Annotated in this window: 15 protein-coding genes and 1 pseudogene; 5 read left to right on the top strand and 11 right to left on the bottom strand. The window is 71.9% G+C overall.

What is annotated here, in order from left to right; all coding sequences use genetic code 11:
* Positions 1-24 precede the first annotated feature (24 nt).
* Genes ACFXKG_RS04850 through ACFXKG_RS04830 form a run of 5 tightly spaced genes read right to left on the bottom strand, consistent with a single transcriptional unit; the run spans position 25 to position 4,900 of the window.
* Positions 25-921, bottom strand: a complete 897-nt coding sequence (locus tag ACFXKG_RS04850) for a DUF4255 domain-containing protein (RefSeq protein WP_384832370.1) — start codon at positions 919-921, stop codon at positions 25-27.
* Between the two features lie 4 nt (positions 922-925).
* On the bottom strand, positions 926-1,705 hold the full coding sequence (locus tag ACFXKG_RS04845) for a hypothetical protein (RefSeq protein WP_384832367.1): 780 nt from the start codon (positions 1,703-1,705) through the stop codon (positions 926-928).
* Positions 1,698-2,444, bottom strand: a complete 747-nt coding sequence (locus tag ACFXKG_RS04840; RefSeq protein WP_384832364.1) for a hypothetical protein — start codon at positions 2,442-2,444, stop codon at positions 1,698-1,700. The genes ACFXKG_RS04845 and ACFXKG_RS04840 overlap by 8 nt, the downstream gene beginning before the upstream one ends.
* Before the next feature lie 45 nt (positions 2,445-2,489).
* Positions 2,490-3,014: a phage tail protein gene (locus ACFXKG_RS04835; RefSeq protein ID WP_382885789.1), complete on the bottom strand. Its 525-nt coding sequence runs from the start codon at positions 3,012-3,014 to the stop codon at positions 2,490-2,492.
* Positions 3,015-3,049: 35 nt separating this feature from the next.
* A complete protein-coding gene (locus ACFXKG_RS04830) occupies positions 3,050-4,900 on the bottom strand; it encodes a phage tail sheath family protein (protein ID WP_384832361.1) in 1,851 nt (616 codons plus the stop codon).
* A gap of 706 nt (positions 4,901-5,606) precedes the next feature.
* Here ACFXKG_RS04830 and ACFXKG_RS04825 point away from each other — a divergent pair.
* Both ACFXKG_RS04825 and ACFXKG_RS04820 read left to right on the top strand, forming a co-directional pair.
* A complete protein-coding gene (locus ACFXKG_RS04825) occupies positions 5,607-7,133 on the top strand; it encodes an AlkA N-terminal domain-containing protein (protein ID WP_384832818.1) in 1,527 nt (508 codons plus the stop codon).
* 19 nt (positions 7,134-7,152) lie between these two features.
* Positions 7,153-7,719: a methylated-DNA--[protein]-cysteine S-methyltransferase gene (locus ACFXKG_RS04820; protein ID WP_384832358.1), complete on the top strand. Its 567-nt coding sequence runs from the start codon at positions 7,153-7,155 to the stop codon at positions 7,717-7,719.
* Positions 7,720-7,802: 83 nt separating this feature from the next.
* Here ACFXKG_RS04820 and ACFXKG_RS04815 read toward each other — a convergent pair.
* The 3 genes and pseudogenes from ACFXKG_RS04815 to ACFXKG_RS04805 form a co-directional block, all read right to left on the bottom strand.
* Positions 7,803-8,233, bottom strand: a pseudogene (locus tag ACFXKG_RS04815) (Sir2 family NAD-dependent protein deacetylase).
* Between the two features lie 40 nt (positions 8,234-8,273).
* Complete coding sequence (locus ACFXKG_RS04810; protein ID WP_384832355.1) at positions 8,274-9,488, bottom strand: hypothetical protein; 1,215 nt, start codon at positions 9,486-9,488, stop codon at positions 8,274-8,276.
* 161 nt (positions 9,489-9,649) lie between these two features.
* Positions 9,650-10,867 (bottom strand): MerR family transcriptional regulator, encoded by a 1,218-nt coding sequence (locus ACFXKG_RS04805; RefSeq protein WP_384832352.1) that lies wholly within the window; start codon positions 10,865-10,867, stop codon positions 9,650-9,652.
* A gap of 339 nt (positions 10,868-11,206) precedes the next feature.
* Between ACFXKG_RS04805 and ACFXKG_RS04800 the strand changes: the two genes are divergently transcribed.
* The 3 genes from ACFXKG_RS04800 (at position 11,207) to ACFXKG_RS04790 (ending at position 15,566) form a co-directional block, all read left to right on the top strand.
* A complete protein-coding gene (locus tag ACFXKG_RS04800; protein WP_384832349.1) occupies positions 11,207-12,043 on the top strand; it encodes a TetR/AcrR family transcriptional regulator in 837 nt (278 codons plus the stop codon).
* An 11-nt stretch (positions 12,044-12,054) separates the two neighbouring features.
* Complete coding sequence (locus ACFXKG_RS04795; RefSeq protein WP_384832346.1) at positions 12,055-14,286, top strand: MMPL family transporter; 2,232 nt, start codon at positions 12,055-12,057, stop codon at positions 14,284-14,286.
* Between the two features lie 125 nt (positions 14,287-14,411).
* Positions 14,412-15,566 carry a glycerate kinase gene (locus ACFXKG_RS04790; protein ID WP_384832343.1) on the top strand — a complete coding sequence of 385 codons (1,155 nt, stop codon included), beginning with the start codon at positions 14,412-14,414 and terminating at the stop codon, positions 15,564-15,566.
* A gap of 192 nt (positions 15,567-15,758) precedes the next feature.
* Here the strand turns inward: ACFXKG_RS04790 and pssA are convergent, their stop codons facing one another.
* The 3 genes from pssA to ACFXKG_RS04775 all read right to left on the bottom strand — a co-directional run bounded on the left by pssA (position 15,759) and on the right by ACFXKG_RS04775 (position 18,639).
* Positions 15,759-16,613: a CDP-diacylglycerol--serine O-phosphatidyltransferase gene (pssA, locus tag ACFXKG_RS04785; protein ID WP_365809140.1), complete on the bottom strand. Its 855-nt coding sequence runs from the start codon at positions 16,611-16,613 to the stop codon at positions 15,759-15,761.
* Entirely contained in the window at positions 16,606-17,253 is a 648-nt protein-coding gene (locus ACFXKG_RS04780) for a phosphatidylserine decarboxylase (protein ID WP_365808997.1), read from the bottom strand. Before ACFXKG_RS04780 ends, pssA begins: the two co-directional genes overlap by 8 nt.
* Before the next feature lie 180 nt (positions 17,254-17,433).
* The gene (locus ACFXKG_RS04775; RefSeq protein WP_384832340.1) at positions 17,434-18,639 is read right to left on the bottom strand and encodes an acyl-CoA dehydrogenase family protein; all 1,206 of its coding nucleotides are present in this window, start codon (positions 18,637-18,639) and stop codon (positions 17,434-17,436) included.

Raw genomic sequence — 18,639 nt, 5'->3', positions numbered from 1 at the left:
CCGCCCCCGTCTCGCTCACGTCCCTCAGCTCTCCTTGCCGTCGTCGCCCGCGTCGGTGTCCGTCCGGGGCCCGGCGGGGCGCGATCTCGCCCGGCCGCGTCCGCCCGAAGCGGTGGTCTTGCGGGTACGGGACGAGGGCGCCGCCCGTTTCGACGGCGCGGATCCGCTCCGGGCCGGCTTCTTCGCGGGCTCGGGCTCGGGCTCGGGCGTGGAGGTGGGAGCCGAAGTGGGTGTGGGTGTAGGTGCGGGCGTCCTGTCCTGGGGGGATTCCGCGTTGGGTTCTGCGGTGGGCTCGGGGGCCTGGTCACCCCGCGGCCTGAACGGCACGGCCCGGACCGTCCGCCGTTCCACCGGCTTCGCGGGCACCGGCTTCTCGCGGCCCTCGATCAGGACCAGCGACGCCTGGTAGGCCACCGACAGGGTGTACGGAGTCTGGTGGAGCATCCCCCAGAGCTTGGACGTCTCGTCGATGTCCATCACCGTCGGAGTGAAGCGCACCCGCTGCGGGGACGCGGCCAGGTCGCTCCCCGCGAGATACGGGCGCTCGGCGGCCAGCTCGATCAAGTCCTGTGGCAGTACGGGGATTTCGTGCAGCGTGCGGATCACACAGCCGATCAGCCGCTGCCCGACCAGCGTGGTCTCGTCCCCGTACGCGCTGATCAGGAAGTGCAGATCCAGCGCTGCCGCCGGGCGGTTGACCAGGGTGCCGTCCGAGGCGCGGGTCGGCAGGTCGGTGTGGCGCATCGAGGGGTTCGGTGTGACCTGGTAGAGGAAGACATTGATCGTCGGCTCCGTCGGGGGTTCCGCGGGCGGCTTGCGTGTCTCCACCGTGACCGCGATGTCCATTTCCGGGGACAGGTTGTTCCCGATCAGCAGGGCCAGGGCCTGGGTGACCGTCGCGACGGCAAGTGCGTTGCTCATGAACTCAGTTCCTCCTCTCGCCACGGGCCAGATAGTCGTCCAGGGTCAGCGCGGGCGCGCGCCGTCCGGTGGGGCCTGGGCGGTCGGCCGCCGGGCGTGGCCCGCCGGGCGGCGGCGCCGCGCTCACCTCCAGCCGGCCTATCTGTACGTGGACCACGCGCTCGGCGGGCCGGGGCGCCCGGCGTCCCACCCCGCCCTGCGCGGCGCCGCGCGCGGTGGTCGTGTCGCTGTCGCGCGGGCGGGCCCGGCCCGTGTCGGCGGCCCGCGGAGCACCGGGCCCGCCGGACGCGGGCGCGGCCCGGGTGTCCCGCGGCGCGGGGAAGGCGTCGGCCTCCGCCGGGTGGCGCGACGGGCGCGAGCCGTCGGCGGCCCCCCTGCGGGGTCCGGCAGCGGGTTGCAGGGGCGGCCGCACCGCGGCCCGCTCCGTCCCCGCGTCGGGGAAGGGACCGGCGGCCGGGTCCGGCCACCCCGCCGCCTCTTCGGCGCGCGCGGCCCCGGTCCGTACGACCGTGTGCCGGTCCGTGCGCACCTCGCGCTCGTGCCGCACCAACTCGACGTTCCCGAAAGCCGGTTGGGGAGCCGTCGGGATCAGGGAAGCGGGCGCGTCGGGTTCCGGCGGCGCCGTACGCAGCGCCTCGACGCGTTCGAACGGGCCGGGCAGCCGGGGCCGTACCCGGGTCACCCCGGGAGCACCCCCCGGCGAGCCGGTGTCCCCGCTCCCGGCGCCGTCGGCCGCGGCCACCGGTGTGTACCGGGCGAGCAGCCGGTCGAAGTAGTCAGACATCCGCGCACAGCTCCAGGTAGTAACGGCGCCGCAGCGGGCTGAGCGCCAGGATCTCCGGCTCGCTCCACCCGTAGGCGGTGGCGAGCAGATGAACGTCGAGGAGCAAGTCCCTTGCCCAGGTGTCGAGTTCCGCCCACAGATAGGAAGAGATGTCCAGCTCGGCGGCGGTGGCCCCACCGCACTCGGGACAGCTCACGTTCAGGGTCACCTCGGCGGCCGGGTCGGCCTCCGCCGCGGCCTCGGCCAGCCGCCGCTGGACGCCGGCCGGCAGGAGCTCGGTCAGCCGCTCCGGCGGCGCGGCCGCCCCGTCCCGTACGGCCGAGACCGTGCAGCGCGCCACCAGCAGCCGGCGGGCTTCCGCCGCATCGGCCGCGGCGCCGGCCGCCGCGAGGTCGGCGACGGTGGGCAGCCGGAACTCGACCACCCACTCGCCCTCCGTCACTCGCAGTGGACCGGCCCGGCCCGGCCCCCGGGCGCCGAACGCCGTCGCGTCGAGGTCGAACTCCATGGCCGCCCCGCAGGCGCCGCACTCGGCACGTACCTGCATGCGCTCGCCGAACAGGGCCCGGCGCAGCGCGAACAGATCCGCCTCCCGCTCCCCGACGGGCAGCGACAGCAGGGTGTCGGTGGCGGCACCCGGGCGGGCCGCCCGGTGCAGCAGCAGCGACCTTCCCGCGCCGTGCTGTGCCAGTCCGGCCTCCCAGGTGGCGAGCAGCTCGCCGGGGCCCGTCGGCGTCATCCCTCAGTCCTCCGTGTCAGGATCCGGGTCGGGGGAATGAGGCGTCTAGGCCGGATGGGTGAAGGACGGCTCCACCGGCTCCTCCACCTCGTAGTCCCGTTCCCAGCCCTCGCATTCGAGCTTCACGCTCTGGATCGCGACGGCGTTCGCGTTCGCGTCCAGTTCGCCGAGTACCTGGTATTCGCTCACCCAGGCCCGGTAGAGCTTGTGCGAGACCGCCACCTGACCGGCCTCGTTGAGGACCTGGATGATGATGTCCTTGCGGAAGTCGCGGAGCGACACCTCGGCGCCGAGTCCGGCTCCGACCTGCCAGACCTTGTTGGCCCAGCGGTCGAACTCCGGGTCGTGGGTGACGCCGCGTTCCAGCGTGACCCCCTCGAATTCGGAGCGGCCCGGCGATTTGCGCGGAGAACTGGGGTCGCCGCCGTGGCGGTGTTTGACCACCTCGGTGGTGCGCTTCAGTGGACTGATCTTGCTGACGCCCGCGACCGTTCGACCGTCCCAGAGAACCAGGAACTTGAAATTCTTGTAGGGGTCAAAACGATGGGCGTTGATCTGGAACTCAGCCATCGGTTTCCTTTGCGTTTCCTTGTTCCTCGGCCTGGTCAGGAAAGGTCGAACTGCCCCGCGACCTGCTGGATCTTGACGATCACGAACTCCGCGGGCTTGACCGGCGCGATGCCGATCACGACGTTGACCACCCCGTTGTCGATATCGGCCTCGGTGGTGGTGTCCTTGTCGCACTTGACGAAGTACGCCTCGCGCGGTGTGCCGCCCTTGAACGCGCCCTGCCGGAAGAGGTCGTTGAGGTACGCCGACGCCTTCAGCCGGATCTGCTGCCACAACTGCTCGGTGTTGGGCTCGAAGACGACCCACTGGAGACCGCGGTACAGGGACTCCTCGACATGCAGCGCGAGCCGCCGCACCGGTACGTACTTCCACTCGCTGTCGAGCGCGTCGGCGCCCGCCAGCGTCCTGGCCCCCCACACCAGCGGTCCGACCACCGGGAACGTGCGCAGGCAGTTCACACCGAGGGGGTTCAGCAGGCCGTTCTCCCGGTCGCTCAGCTTGACCGTGAGCGACCGCACCCCGGCCAGCCGCGCCTCGGTGCCGGCCGGCGCCTTCCACACGCCGCGCTCGCTGTCGATCCGGGCGATGACCCCGGCCACCGCGCCCGACGGCGGGAAGGCGCGCAGCCGTCCGGTCAGCGGGTCCGTGAGCTGTACGTGCGGGAAGTACAGCGCCGCGTGATCGCCGCGTACGGCGTCGAAGGCGCCGATCCCGGCCCGTGCCGCGTCCACACTGCCCCAGGCGGAGGGCGAGTCCACGAGCAGGAAGATCCGGCGCTCCTGGCAGAGCTGCCCGGCGGCGGAGACCACGGTGACCATGTCGTCGGTGGACTCGTACGCCGAAAGCTCGGGCAGGACCAGCAGGTTGACGTCGTCGACATCGCGCAGCGCCTGGATGCCGGTCTTGCCCGCCTCACTGCCGATGAGGTCGCGCGGGCCGGGCGGGTCGCCGTCCTCGCCGCCCTCCAGGGCGAACGCGGGCGGGTTGACGGACCCCTCAAGGCCGAGGTCGTTGGCGCACTCGCCGATGAAGCGCACCACGTCGGCGGGGTCGATGGAGCCGGCGACGACCTGGATCCGCCGGCCGAACGGGGTGACCTGGACGCCGGCGTACGTGTGCTTGCCGGGCGCGTCGGGCAGCGCGCGCAGCTTGCGCTCCAGCAGCAGCGCCAACTCCGCGACGCTGGAAGGCGCTTCACCGTCGTGATGCGGGTCGTGGAGAGTGAACTCGCGCTCCACGTCGCCGATCTTGACCTTCAGTTCGACCTTGAGATCGGGGAGTTTGGCCGCGAAGGGCTTCGAGACGGTGCCGGAGGGGTCCGGCCGGTCCCGGTCGACGGCCTTGACCCGGACGAGGGCGGAGCCGCTGTTGACGACCGTCTCCACGAACCGCCCGTGACCGGGATCCATCGACAGCCCGGTGAAGGACTCGCGGGCCCCGCCGCGCGCGTCGAGGACCTGGAGGTTGAACGTACGGTCCGGGGTGGGCGTGTCGTGGTCGACCGCCACCCGCAGCCGCGAGCCCCAGCCGCCGGGCTCCTTGGCGTGCACCTCCAGCACGGGGCATTCGCTCTTCCCCTCGGTGGAGTTGAGCGTGACGCACGCCTCCTTGCCGGTGCCGGCCTTGGCCACCCGCACGATCACCGCGACCGTCCCGCCGTTGCCGAAGAACTGGTGCACGGCGTGGCCGACGGCGCTGCGGGAGGTGAGCCCCCCGAAGCGGCGCTCGAAGTCGGCGAAGCTGGTGACCCGCACCGGCTGGTGGAGCGGACCCCGGCGGGTGTGACCCACGAACGCGGTCACCGACGTGGTGACCGACGCGATGGTACGGACGCTGCTGGGGAGTTCTTCGATGTATACGCCGGGATAGCCCATGTGCGACGGCATTCCCCCTCCATTCCCTTCGCGCATCAAGAGATGAGATGAGGAGGAAAGGTGAAGGTACGGCGCGCGTGCGTCCCATTAAAATGCACATGCGTGCGCACTTCCTGCGTTCCCCCGTCACACCCCCATGCGATAGCGGTACCTGTTTCGCATGGTCATCCGCATGGCCGTTCGCGTTGGTCATCCGCGCGGTCATCCGCGTGATCATGCGCTGCGCTCTTGGCTGTGACGCTTTAGCTGCGACTCTCGGCTGTGACTCTTGATGTATGAGTGCCGCTTGCGAGTCTCGTTTCTGCCCCAAGGAATGGTCAAGAGGTCGATTCGGTCATCGGGCGTTTCTTTCGCGGGAGACCGGCCGGTGGGTGAATGGCGTGGTCAGCGGCGTGCGGCCGGAAGGATATGAAGGCGAATTCACGATCGCTTCACAGAAGGATTTCGAGTCAGGGTGGGAAACAAGCCGAAGAATTTTTCTTCTGGCGCGCCCCTTTGCTTGATTGCGGCTTCCGTGCAGGCGGTGTGCGGGCAGCGTCCGGGCGGTGTCCGGGCGGTGCGCGGGTCCGCGTTCGGGCTGCGTCCGGAGGGTGTCCGGACGGCGTGCGGGGCGGTGCCCGGGCCGTGTACCGCGCCGGACCTTGATGTCGTTTTCCTGCCAGCCGGGCCCCTCCGGATGCTCGATGCTTGACCCATGCACACCGCCACGCACCTCGCGATGCACGCCGACACGGAGCGCTGCGTCCGGGCCGTCAGGTCCAAGGACGCACGGTTCGACGGCTGGTTCTTCACCGCGGTCCTGACCACCCGGATCTACTGCCGGCCGAGCTGCCCCGTGGTGCCGCCGAAGGCCGAGAACATGACCTTCTACCCGAGCGCTGCCGCCTGCCAGCAGGCCGGATTCCGGGCCTGCAAGCGGTGCAGGCCCGACACCAGCCCCGGCTCGCCGGAGTGGAACGCCCGCGCCGACACCGTCGCCCGCGCCATGCGGCTGATCCAGGACGGGGTCGTGGACCGCGAGGGCGTGCCGGGTCTCGCCGCGCGCCTCGGCTACTCCGCCCGCCAGATCGAGCGCCAGCTCCTCGCCGAGCTGGGCGCGGGCCCGCTCGCCCTCGCCCGCGCCCAGCGGGCGCAGACCGCGCGGCTGCTCGTCGAGACGACCGGACTGCCGATGGCCGAGGTCGCGTTCGCCGCCGGGTTCGCCTCGATCCGGGCGTTCAACGACACCGTACGAGAGGTGTTCGCGCTCTCACCGAGCGAGCTGCGCGCCCGTGCCGAGCGCACTGCGCGTATCCCCGACACCTCACCGGACACAGGCATCCGCCAGGAGCGGGCCGGCAACCCCGAGCGGGCCCGAACCCCCGGGGTGATCTGTCTGCGCCTGCCCTTCCGCGCGCCCCTCAACCCGGACAACCTCTTCGGCCACCTCGCCGCCACCGCCGTCCCCGGCGTCGAGGAGTGGCGGGACGGCGCCTACCGCCGTACGCTCTCCCTCCCGTACGGGCACGGCATCGTCGCCCTCACCCCGCGCCCCGACCACATCGCCTGCCGGCTCTCCCTCACCGACCCGCGCGATCTCACGGTCGCCATCAGCGGCTGCCGCCGGATGCTCGACCTCGACGCCGACCCCGTCGCCGTCGACGGTCAACTGCGCGCCGACCCGCTGCTCACCCCGCTGGTCGACAAGGCGCCCGGGCGGCGGGTGCCCCGTACCGTGGACGCCGCCGAGTTCGCCGTACGCGCCGTACTCGGCCAGCAGGTCTCCACCGCCGCCGCCCGGACGCACGCGGCCCGGCTGGTCAGGGCGCACGGCGAGCCGGTCGAGGACCCGGAGGGCGGCCTCACGTACCTCTTCCCGTCCCCCGCGGCCCTCGCCGCGCTCGACCCGGAGGCGCTGGCCCTGCCGCGCACCCGGCGCACCACGCTCACCACGCTGGTCGCGGCGCTCGCCGACGGGACGCTGCGGCTCGGCGCCGACAGCGACTGGGAGGAGGCGCGGGCCCGGCTCACCGCGCTGCCGGGCTTCGGACCGTGGACGGTGGAGGTGATTCTCATGCGCGCGCTCGGCGACCCCGACGCGTTCCTCCCCACGGACCTCGGGATCCGCCGGGCCGCCGCGGGTCTCGGGCTGCCGTCGACGCCCGCCGCGCTGACGGCGCGGGCCACCGCCTGGCGGCCCTGGCGCGCGTACGCCGTGCAGTATCTGTGGGCCACCGAGGACCACGCCATCAACCATCTGCCCTGATAAGGGAGTTGAGTACATCATGACTACGGAGAACACCCGCTCGGCCGCCACCGCGGCCGGCCCCGCTCAGGCCGTTCGTGTCGTACACACCGTGATCGACAGCCCGTACGGACCGCTGACCCTCGTCGCCACCGACGGCGCCCTGAGCGGCCTCTACATGCACGAACAGCGCCACCGCCCGCCCGAGGAGTCCTTCGGCGCCCCGGACCCCGGCCCGTTCACGGAGACCGTGCGCCAGCTCACCGCCTACTTCGACGGTGAACTGACCGCGTTCGACGTGCCGTTCACCCTGCGCGGCACTCCGTTCCAACGCCAGGTGTGGGAGCAGCTGCTGCGGATCCCGTACGGCGAGACCCGTTCGTACGGTGAACTCGCCGAAGAACTCGGCAAGCCGGGCGCCTCGCGGGCGGTCGGACTGGCCAACGGCAAGAATCCGATCAGCATCATCGTCCCCTGCCACCGGGTCATCGGATCCACCGGGAGCCTCACCGGGTACGGCGGCGGACTGAGCCGCAAGCAGCGCCTCCTCGCCTTCGAGGGCGCCCCGGCGGCCGGCGGGGGCGCGGTGACCGACGCGCTGTGGTGAGGCGCGCGCGGGTCCGGTCCGTGGAGCCGCCGCCCGGTCCGGTCCGGTCCGGTCCGGAGCCTTCGTGGCCCGGTCCGTTCGGTTCAGCCGCCGTGGAACTCCGCGAGCAGCGCGGGCAGCGCCGTACCGATCGGCTCGCGGACGATCCGGTCCGCCCGTTCGTCGTACGGCGTCGCCTCGGCGTTGACCACGACGAGCCGCGCGCCGTGGTCCGCGGCCGGCCCCGCCAGTGAGGCCGCCGGCTGCACCTGCAGAGTCGTGCCCACCGCGAGGAACACCTCGCACGCCTTGGCGATCGCCAAGGCCTGCGCCGGCACCTCCGGGCCGAGCCGCTCGCCGAACATCACCGTCGCGGACTTGAGGATCCCGCCGCACGCACGGCACGGCGGGTCCGCCTCGCCCGCCTCGACCCGGCACCGGGGTCGCGCCGCCACAGGCCGTTCGGTCCGCGGTAGTCGGGGATGCCGGAGTCGGTGGAGATCCCGGCGCCGCTGAGGATCGCGACGAGAGTCATGATCCGATCGCAGGCGCCGGGCCGGACAGCGGCGAAGGGACTACGAGGTCACCCGCGTGAACGGGTCCGGTGTCAGCCCCGTCCAGCGGTGCAGGACCACCCGGCCCGTCTGCCGGGTCACCCCGCCCGACTGGACGGTACCGGCCTCGGCGACGTAGTAGCGGCCGTCGTCCAGCGCGATCAGCCCGTACTGCCCGGCCGACTCCCAGCCGTACATACCGGACGCCGCGTGGTGCAGCCCGCGCGGCAGCAGCGACAGCAACTTTCCGCGCTCTGCCTGCTTTTGACCGCGCACGGGCCCCTGCACCGCGCGCTTGGAACCGTCGACGGCGAAGAGGGAGTAGTTGGGGAACGCGGTCTTCTTGCCCTTGTAGACGGCCATCAGCCAGTTGCCGCTGCGCGCGTCGTACTCCAGGTTCTGCACGCCGTACGTGGTGTTGCCGGTGTACGCGAAGTACTTGCCGTCCGGCGCCGGCGGGCCCGAGGTGTGCGGGGCGTCCTCGGTCAGCGGGCGCTCGTACTGCTTCCACGCGCGGACGTCGTACTGGAGCAGGACCTGATGGTCGTTGTCCTGCCGGGCGGTGTTGGAGTAGATCCCGTACGCGACGGTGAGCTTGAGGCCGCCCCGCCCGTCGAAGGAGGAGCCGAAGGCGACGCCGTCGATGCCGCTGCAGCCGTAGCGGTGGTCGGGGGTGTCGGCGGTGTCGCCGTCGAAGACGCCGTCGCCGTTCATGTCGGCCGTGTAGTCCTTCACGACCTCGTCGAGATGGACGGTGGAGACCACGCCCGTGGACGCGGCGTCCATGTTCATCCGGTCGATGCGGTCCCCGTCGAAGACGGCGATGTAGAACGCCTTCGCCGCCTTGTACTCCAGGGAGCCGTACACCCGGCCGTCGGCCGTGTTGAAGTCGAGGTCGCCGAGGTGGCCGGTGAAGCCCGTGACGGAACCCAGCGGCCTGCCGCTCAGATCCGTCTTCACCAGCAGGTTGGTGAAGGAGAAGTACATCACTCCCTTGCTGCGGTCGACGGCCGTGCCCTGAAGATGCCCCGACTCCCAGGCACCGCCGTCCACCGACACCGGCAGGGCCGGGAGGTCGGCCGCCTTCGGTACGGCGGAGGCCGCTGCCCTCCGTACGGCGGAGGCCCCCGCCCCATCCTCGGCATGGGCCGCGCCCCCGCCGGCCACGACGGCCGACCCGACGAGCGCGGACGTGAACAGGACCGCCGTGAGCCGGCCGCGTGTCTGCCTTCGCATGATGCCTCCAGGGGGTCGTGGGACTCCGGTGGGACACCAGGATGATGGCGCGAGGGCGTGCACGGGGGACCAACGCGGAATGAACGCGCGGCGCGGCCCGGACGGACCGTCACCCCGGCCCGGCTGCCGCCCCCGCAGCGGCTGCCTTCGCCGACGGCCTGTCAGTCCTCCGGAGTGGCGGTGAGCGCGACGGGCATGACGAGGGTGGTGAAGCTGCCCTGGTCCGCCGAGCGCACCACGACCGGCCGGGTCACGTCGGAGATCTCCAGCAGGACGTCGGGGCCGACGCTGGCGTCGAGTGCCGGGGCGAGTACGGCGGGGTCGAAGCCGATCCGCAGGGGCAGTTCGCCGATACGGAGCGCCCGCAGGGTGGTGGACCCGGGCGGCGCGTCGTCCAGGGCCTCGGGCCGCGCCGGGGAGATGTGTACGTCGTCCTCGCCGAGCCGCAGGGCGATCACCGGCGCGTCCGTGCCGTCGGCCGGAGCACCCGTCTCGCCGTGTGCCGTGACGGCGGCGAGCAGCGCCGACCGGTCGACGATCAACCGGTGGCGGGTCTTGGGCAGTTCGGCAAGCATGTCGCGGTACGCGGGGAACTCGCCGTCCCACAGGGTCAGTTCACGGGAGCCGGAACCGTCCGCGTCGGATATCCGGGCCACGTCCGCGCCGATCTCGACGGTCACCGCCGAGCACCCTGCCGCCCAGGCGCCCGCCTCGGCCAACGGCTCCGCGTCCAACAGCACCTGACGCTCCGGTCCCTCCACCGCGACCACCGGCTTCAGGACCCGGGTCGAGAGGCGGTAGCGGTCGGTGGCGACCAGCCGGACCTCGCTGTCGTCGATCTCGACGAGGACCCGGCCGAGGACGGGATGGTCGGGGTCGTCGCCGACCGCCGTGCCCACCTGCCGTACGGCACCGGCCAGTTCGGCCCCGCCGAGCCGTACGCGTGTGACCGGCTCGGTCCCGTCCCCGTCCCCGGTCGCGCCGTCCGCGCTCTCCTGGCCGGGCAGGGAGCGCAGCACGGCCGCGATCGTGGCGTCGGCCGTCCGCGACTTCTGCCGTACGGTGCTGCGGTGCCGCTCCAGCACCGAACGGGCCGAGTCCGGGTCGCCGTCGAGGACGACCATGACCTCCGCGAGCGGCAGCCCCGCCTCCCGCAGGCTCCGCAGCACCCGCGCCCGCATCTCCTGGTCGAGGCTGTAGGAGCGGTAGCCGGTGGTGGCGTCGACCTGGGCGGGGACCAGGACGCCGCAGTCGTCGTAGAAGCGCAGGGCGCTCGGTGCGAGGCCGACGCGCCGGGCGAAGGCGCTGATGCTCAGCAGCTCGGGTTGGAAGAGGCCGATCGAGATGTCCACCGGGGTGGAGCCTGTAGTGCTGTCCATGGCGGTGATTGTCGAGGTTCAGGCAACGTGAAAGTCAACTCCGGCGGCGGATCCGGGCCAGGGCGCGGAGGCAGATCCGGTGACAGACCCGGTGACAGATCCGGGGACAGATTCTCGGACCGGGGGGACAACCCCCGCATCGTGCCGGGGGCGGGCCGGATCGAAGGCGGGTCGCCTCCTCCGTAGCGTGACAAGTCCACCCGGTCGGCGCGAACCCCGGGCCCGGCCACCCGGTGGCCACGCTCGGCTGTGTCCCCGTACCTCCCGTGGCTTCCGCGCCTTCCGCGATTCCGGTGACTCCCGCGTCACCGCGGTTCCACGCACCCAAGGAGAATCACCATGCGCTCCCCGTCCGGCGGAGTCCCGCCGCAGCACGGTACCGCGGGTATCGAATACCCCCGGTATCCCGCACCTCCTCGTACCGGCCCCGTTCCTACGGACCCTTCTCCAGCTGACGCTTCTTCCAGCGCCACGCACGAGGGCCCGGTCCCACGCGTCCCGCGTGACGAGGTCCGCCGACGGCTGCTGACGGCCGCCGCCCGCTCCTTCGCCGAACACGGTTACGCCGACAGCAGGTTGGAGGACATCGCCAACGCCGCGGGCTTCACCAAGGGCGCCGTCTACTCGAACTTCGCCGGCAAGCAGGAACTCTTCGGCGCCATCCTCGGCGATGGCGCCGACAGCGAGTTCGCCGCCGTCATGACGGCGATCGGCGACGCCGACGAACCGGCCGCGGCGGTCACCCTGGCCGCCCGGACGGTCGCGCACCGCATCGTCAACGACGCCGGACGCGGCCGGCTCGGCCTGGAGTTCGCGGCCCGTGCCGCCCGGGACGAGGGGACCAGGGCCGTACTGACCCCGCTGCGCCGGACCCAGCGCGCCACCGCGGCCCGCTCGATCGCGGCCGTCGTCGAACGCACCGGCGTACGCCCGGCCGTCCGGCCCGAGCTGGCCGCACTGATCCTGCACTGCCTGTGCAACGGCCTCTCGAACGAGTGCGTCGCCGACCCGGAGGGGATAGGCGCCGACGCCGTCGAGGAGGCGCTCGCCGCGGTCCTCACCGCGCTGATCGACCCGTACGCCCCCGCCACCGCGCCTTCCTGTCCCTCCGGCCGTGCCCCGTGCGCCGACCACGCGGGGGACCACTCGAACCCCTCACAACGTTCCGACGGCTGAAGGACCCGACCATGTCCACCCTGCTCCACTCGCTCGGCCGGACCGCGTTCCGTCACCGGGTCGGCTTTCTCACCGGCTGGCTGCTCCTGATCGCGCTGACGATCGGCGGTCTGGCCGGCTTCGGCTCGCGTCTCGACAGCGAGGCCACCATCCCCGGCTCCCCGTCGCAGAAAGGCATCGACCTACTGGAGAAGTCGCAGCCCGCCGCCACCGGCGTCACGGCGCAGCTCGTCTTCCGCGCCCCCGAGGGGGCGACCGTCGACGACCCCGGCTTACGCGCCGTCATCCTGCGGACCGTACGGGAGGCCGCGCAGGCACCCCAGGTGGAGAGCACCGTCGACCCGTTCGAAGCACGGTCCGTCTCCGCCGACCGGCGCACCGCGCTCGCGCAGGTGCTCTACCCGGTCAAGCGGGACGCGCTGGAGGACTCCAGCGTCACCGCCCTGGAGGGGATCGCGGGTTCGGCACGCGCCGACGGTCTCAGGACCGAGGTAGGCGGGACCATCTACAGCGCCGCCGGGCTGGCCGTGGGCATCGGCGAGGTGATCGGCCTCGGTGTGGCGGTCCTCGTGCTCGTCCTCACCTTCGGCTCGCTGCTCGCCGCCGGACTGCCGCTGCTCACCGCGCTGACCGGGCTGGCCGCCGGGCTCGCCGGAGTGCTGCTGGTGTCGCACCTCGCCACCGTCTCCTCCACGGCGCCGAGCCTGGCACTGATGGTCGGACTCGCGGTGGGCATCGACTACGCCCTCCTCATCCTGTCCCGGCACCGTACACAGCTGGCGGGCGGTATGGACGCGGAAGAGTCCGCCGCCCGGGCCACCGGCACCGCGGGCGGCGCCGTGGTCTTCGCGGGACTCACCGTGATCATCGCGCTCTCCGGGCTGTCCGTCGTCGGCATCCCGTTCCTGAGCGTCATGGGGCTGGCCGCCGCCGGCACCGTACTGATGGCGGTGCTGGTGGCGATCACCCTGCTGCCCGCCCTGTTCGGCTTCGCGGGGTCGCGGCTGCGGCCGAAGCGCGGCTCGCGGGCCGAGCGCCGCGAGAGTGCCGGGGATGGCGAGGACGCCGGGGGCGCCGGGGGCCGCGACCGTCGGCGTCCCGCCGGCGAGCGCTGGGCCCGGCTGGTCACCCGCAGGCCGCTCGTCACCGTGCTCGCCGTCGTCATCGGGCTCGGCGCCATGGCAGTCCCGACCTCCCAACTCGCCCTGGCCATGCCCGACAACGGCACGGCCCCGCCCGGGTCGACCCAGCGCCAGGCGTACGACCTGATCTCCGACGCCTTCGGCCCGGGCCGCAACGGCCGGCTGCTGGTCCTCGTACGGAGCGCGGACGGCGACCCTGCCCCGGCCGCCGCAGAGGTGGCGGCCGGCCTGGCGCGGCTGGACCTGCCCGAGGTGGTCTCCATCGGCGCGCCCCAGGTCGGCGAGGACGGCCGGACGGCGATTCTCGCCGTGGTCCCGAAGGCCGGCCCGCGCGACGAGCGTACGGAGGGACTCGTCCGGGACATCCGTGCCGAGAGCCCACGGCTGGCCGCGGAGACGGACTCCGAGATCCTGGTCACCGGCTCCACCGCGGCCGCGATCGACGTCTCCGACCGGCTGCGCGCGTCCCTGGTGCCCTTCGCGTCCGTCGTGGTCGGACTGGCGCTCGTCCTCCTGCTGCTGGTCTTCCGCTCGATCGTCGTCCCGCTCAAGGCGGCCTTCGGATTCCTGCTCTCGGTGGGCGCGGCGTTCGGCGCGGTCGTCGCCGTCTTCCAGTGGGGCTGGCTCGCCGGTCCCGTCGGCGTGCCGACCCCGGGCCCGGTCTTCAGCTTCCTGCCGGTCATCCTGATCGCCGTGCTCTTCGGCCTGGCGATGGACTACGAGGTCTTCCTCGTCTCCCGGATGAGGGAGGAGTTCGTCCACACCGGCCGGCACCACGCGTCGGTGATCGCGGGCTCGCGGCACGCCTCGCGGGTGGTCACCGCCGCGGCGCTGATCATGTTCGCGGTGTTCGCGAGCTTCGTCACCGCAGACGATCTCACGCTCAAGCCGATCGCCTTCGGTCTCGCCGTGGGCATCATGGCCGACGCGTTCCTCGTCCGCATGACGCTGGTGCCGGCCGTCCTGACCCTGGTCGGCCGGGGCACCTGGTGGCTGCCCCGGTGGCTCGACCGGCTCCTGCCCGACCTGGACATCGAGGGCGCGGAGCCGACGCGGGCCGACCGGCAGGAGGACGGAGCTCCGGTGACCGCGGGCCGCTGAACACCCACCGCCCTGGGAACACCGCCACCGCCCCCTCCGCGCGTGCCGCCGCTTCTGTGCAGAATCCACGGGTACGGATAGGGTCGGACCGGCGCGACTGCCTGTTCGAACGTAAGGGATGCATAGTGACGGACGGAGCGGTGTCCACGACCGCGCGGGTACTGATCGCGGCGGACAAGTTCAAAGGATCGCTCACGGCGACGCAGGTCGCCGAGCGGGTGACGGCCGGGCTCCGGCGGGTCGCCCCCGACGTGTCGGTGGAGACGCTGCCCGTCGCGGACGGCGGCGACGGCACGGTCGCGGCGGCCGTGGCGGCCGGTTTCGAGCGGTACGAGACACGGGTGACCGGGCCCCTGGGAGCCCCGGTCACCGCGGCCTACGCCCTGCGGGACGGCACGGCCGTCATCGAGATGGCCGAGGCGTCGGGGCTCCAGCATCTTCCCGAAGGTGTCTTCGCCCCCCTCACCGCCACGACGTACGGCTCCGGCGAACTGCTGCGCGCCGCGCTCGACGCGGGCGCGCGGACCGTCGTCTTCGGCGTGGGCGGCAGCGCCACCACCGACGGCGGGGCGGGGATGCTCGCGGCGCTCGGCGCGCGCTTCCTGGACGCGGACGGCAAGCCCGTCGGCCCGGGCGGCGGCGGACTGCGGGAGCTGGCCACCGCCGACCTCTCCGGTCTGGACGCCCGGCTCGGCCGTACGGAGATCGTCCTCGCCAGCGATGTCGACAACCCGCTGACCGGCCCCCAGGGTGCCCCCGCCGTCTACGGGCCGCAGAAGGGCGCGGGCCCCGAGGACATCGCCGTCCTCGACGCGGCCCTCGCCCACTACGCCACGGTGCTGGCCGCGGCCGTCGGCCCCCGGGCCGCGGCTCTCGCGCTCTCGCCCGGGGCGGGCGCGGCGGGCGGCATCGGCTACGGCGCGCTCGTCGGCCTCGGCGCCGGCTTCCGCCCCGGCATCGAGGTGATGCTCGACGTGCTGGGCTTCGCCCCGGCCCTGGCAAGGGCCACCCTGGTGATCACGGGGGAGGGCTCGCTCGACGAGCAGACGCTGCACGGCAAGGCGCCCGCGGGCGTCGCGGCGGCGGCCCGCGCGCAGGGCGTCGAGACCATCGCGGTCTGCGGCCGGCTGGCCCTGCCCCCGGAGGCGCTGGACCGGGCCGGGATCGCCCGCGCCTACGCCCTCACCGCCCTGGAACCGGACCCGGCGCGCTGCATGGCGCAGGCGGGCCCGCTGCTGGAACGCCTGGCGACGGACATCGCCCGCGACTTCCTGAGCTGAGCGAGCTGAGAGCTGAGCGGCACAAGGACCCCGTACAGGGACCCCGTACAAGGACCCCGTACACCCGTACAAAGGGACCCCGTACAAAGGGCCAGAGGGCCCGTGCAAAGGGCCCGCACAAAGGGACCCGTACAAGGGAAGGGCCCGGGCGCTGTCCGCCCGGGCCCTTCCCTTGTGCCGTCCGCGTGTCCGCTACGGGAGCTGCGCCGCCCGCGCCTCGCGGCGGTTGCCGCGGAAGGTGTTCACCCGCCGTGCCGTGGCGAAGAGCGGGATCACCGCGCCCGTCACCACCTGGAGCGCGCAGCCCGTCTGGAGCAGCAACTGGCCGCCGGGTGCGTCGAACGCCCAGGCCGCCAGCAGCCCCATCGCGGCCACGATCCAGCTGAGCATGGCCACCGCGAGGACACCCCGCGGCTTCGGGTACTCGACCCGGCTCACCATCAGCCACGCCACGCCGACGATCGCGAGCGTCGTCGGTACGAAGGGCAGCTCCAGCAGGACGATCGAGACGACCGTCAGTGCCCCGAACGGGGACGGCATCCCCTGGAACATGCCGTCCTTCATCGTCACGCAGGAGAATCTCGCCAGCCGTAGCACGACGGCCAGCAGCACCACGACCGCGGCCAGCGCCGAGACCCGTTGATGCGCGTCGTCCGCGACCATTCCGTACACCAGTACGAAATAGGCCGGAGCAAGACCGAAGCTGATCAGGTCGGAGAGGTTGTCCAGCTCCGCGCCCATCGGGGAGCTGCGCAGCTTGCGCGCCACGAGCCCGTCGAACAGGTCGAAGATCGCCGCCGCGAGCATGAGGATCACGGCGGTCGCGGCGGAGTGCCGCGCCATGCCGCTCTCGTCGCTGCCCGTGAGGTGCGGGATCAGGATGCCGGTCGTCGTGAAGTAGACCGCCATGAAGCCGCAGGTGGCGTTACCGAGCGTGAGGGTGTCGGCTATCGACAGCCGCAGTGAGAGCGGCATGTCCTCCGCGTCGTCCTCGGCCTCCGCCTCGGCCTCCGCGGCCCACCCTGCTTGTGTGTCGGGATCAATCACGGTCAATTCGAGTCACCCCTGCGGTCGTGGTCTGGCCGACCTCGACGGCGACCTCGACACCTTCCGGAAGGTAGATGTCGACGCGCGAGCCGAAGCGGATCAGGCCGATGCGCTCGCCCTGCTCCACCTTGGTCCCCTGGGGCAGGTACGGGACGATGCGCCGGGCCACCGCGCCGGCGATCTGCACCATCTCGATGTCACCCAGCTCGGTGTCGAAGTGCCAGACGACGCGCTCGTTGTTCTCGCTCTCCTTGTTGAACGCCGGGACGAACCCTCCGGGGACGTGCTCCACGGACGTCACGGTTCCCGCGAGGGGAGCGCGGTTGACATGAACGTTCAGCGGGCTCATGAAGATGGCGACCCGCGTGCGCCCGTCCTTCCACGGCATGATGCTCTGCACCACACCGTCGGCCGGGGAGATGACCCGGCCCTGCGTGATCTCGCGCTCCGGGTCTCTGAAGAACCACAGCATGCCCGCCGCGAGCGCGGTGGCGGGCACAGCGAGGACTGCCGCACGCTTGGAGCTGCGCGCGCGGGCCAGTCCGATCGCCGCGGTGGCGACGGTCGGGAGAAGCCACGGCGATGCTCCGCGAGCGATGCGGACACGACCGCGTGGTGCAGAGGTTTGGCTGTGGGGCATGGATGACCTTCGTAGCGGATGATGCCGCGCTGGCAACGGGGGACGGCGGCTTTTCAGCGATGGTACTGGTTACAAGCCGCAACTGAGCAAGCCAGAAGCCGAGTCGGGCGGCTTGAAGCGTGCGGGAGAGCACCACAGGGTGTGATTTTCTTCGCCACCAAAGTGGATCAAAGCCGATAATTAACCCTGGAATCGGTACTCCTCCAGCAGCCGGCGCCCGATGATCATTTTCTGGATCTCGGCGGTACCCTCGCCGATCAGCAGCATCGGTGCCTCGCGGTAGAGGCGCTCGATCTCGTACTCCTTGGAGAAGCCGTAACCGCCGTGGATCCGGAAGGCGTCCTCGACGACTTCCTTGCAGTATTCGGAGGCGAGGTACTTCGCCATCCCTGCCTCCAGGTCGTTTCGTTCCCCGGAGTCCTTTTTGCGTGCCGCGTTGACCATCATGGCATGGGCCGCCTCGACTTTGGTAGCCATCTCGGCCAGCTTGAACTGAATCGCCTGGTGCTGGGCGATGGGCTTGCCGAAAGTGTGACGCTGCTGGGCATAGGCGACACCCAGCTCGAAGGCGCGCTGAGCGACGCCGCAACCACGCGCCGCGACATTCACCCGGCCCACCTCGACCCCGTCCATCATTTGGTAAAACCCTCGGCCGGTGGCCCCGCCGAGGACCCGATTGGCCGGAATGCGTACTCCGTCCATGATCAGCTCGGTGGTGTCGACGCCCTTGTACCCCATCTTGTCGATCTTCCCGGGGACGGTGAGCCCCGGCCGTACCTCACCGAAGCCCGGCTCCTTCTCCACCAGGAACGTGGTCATCGACCGGTGCGGAGCCGTGCCCTCCGGGTGGCCCTCGTCCGTCCGGCACAACACGGCGACCAGGTTCGACGTGCCGCCGTTGGTCAGCCACATCTTCTGGCCGTTCAGTACGTACGCGTCCCCGTCCCTGACCCCCTTCGAGGTGATCGCGGAGACGTCCGAGCCGAGCCCGGGCTCCGACATCGAGAACGCGCCACGCACGGTGCCCTCGGCCATCCGGGGCAGGAACGCCTCCTTCTGTTCCTCCGTGCCGTGCTGCTTGAGCAGGTACGCCACGATGAAGTGGGTGTTGATGATGCCCGACACGGACATCCACCCCCGGGCGATCTCCTCCACGCAGAGCGCGTAGGTGAGCAGCGACTCGCCGAGACCGCCGTACTCCTCGGGGATCATCAGCCCGAACAGCCCCAGTTCCCGCAGGCCCTCCACGATCCGGGTCGGGTACTCGTCGCGGTGCTCCAGTTCCGTGGCGACCGGCAGGATCTCCTTGTCGACGAAGTCCCGCACGGTGGCCAGGATCTCCCGCTGGATCTCGGTCAGTCCCGCGGTCTGGGCGAGTCGGCTCAT

This window comes from Streptomyces sp. NPDC059255, assembly GCF_042752355.1.
Lineage (GTDB): Bacteria > Actinomycetota > Actinomycetes > Streptomycetales > Streptomycetaceae > Streptomyces.
This window is presented reverse-complemented; position numbering and strand designations above follow the sequence as displayed.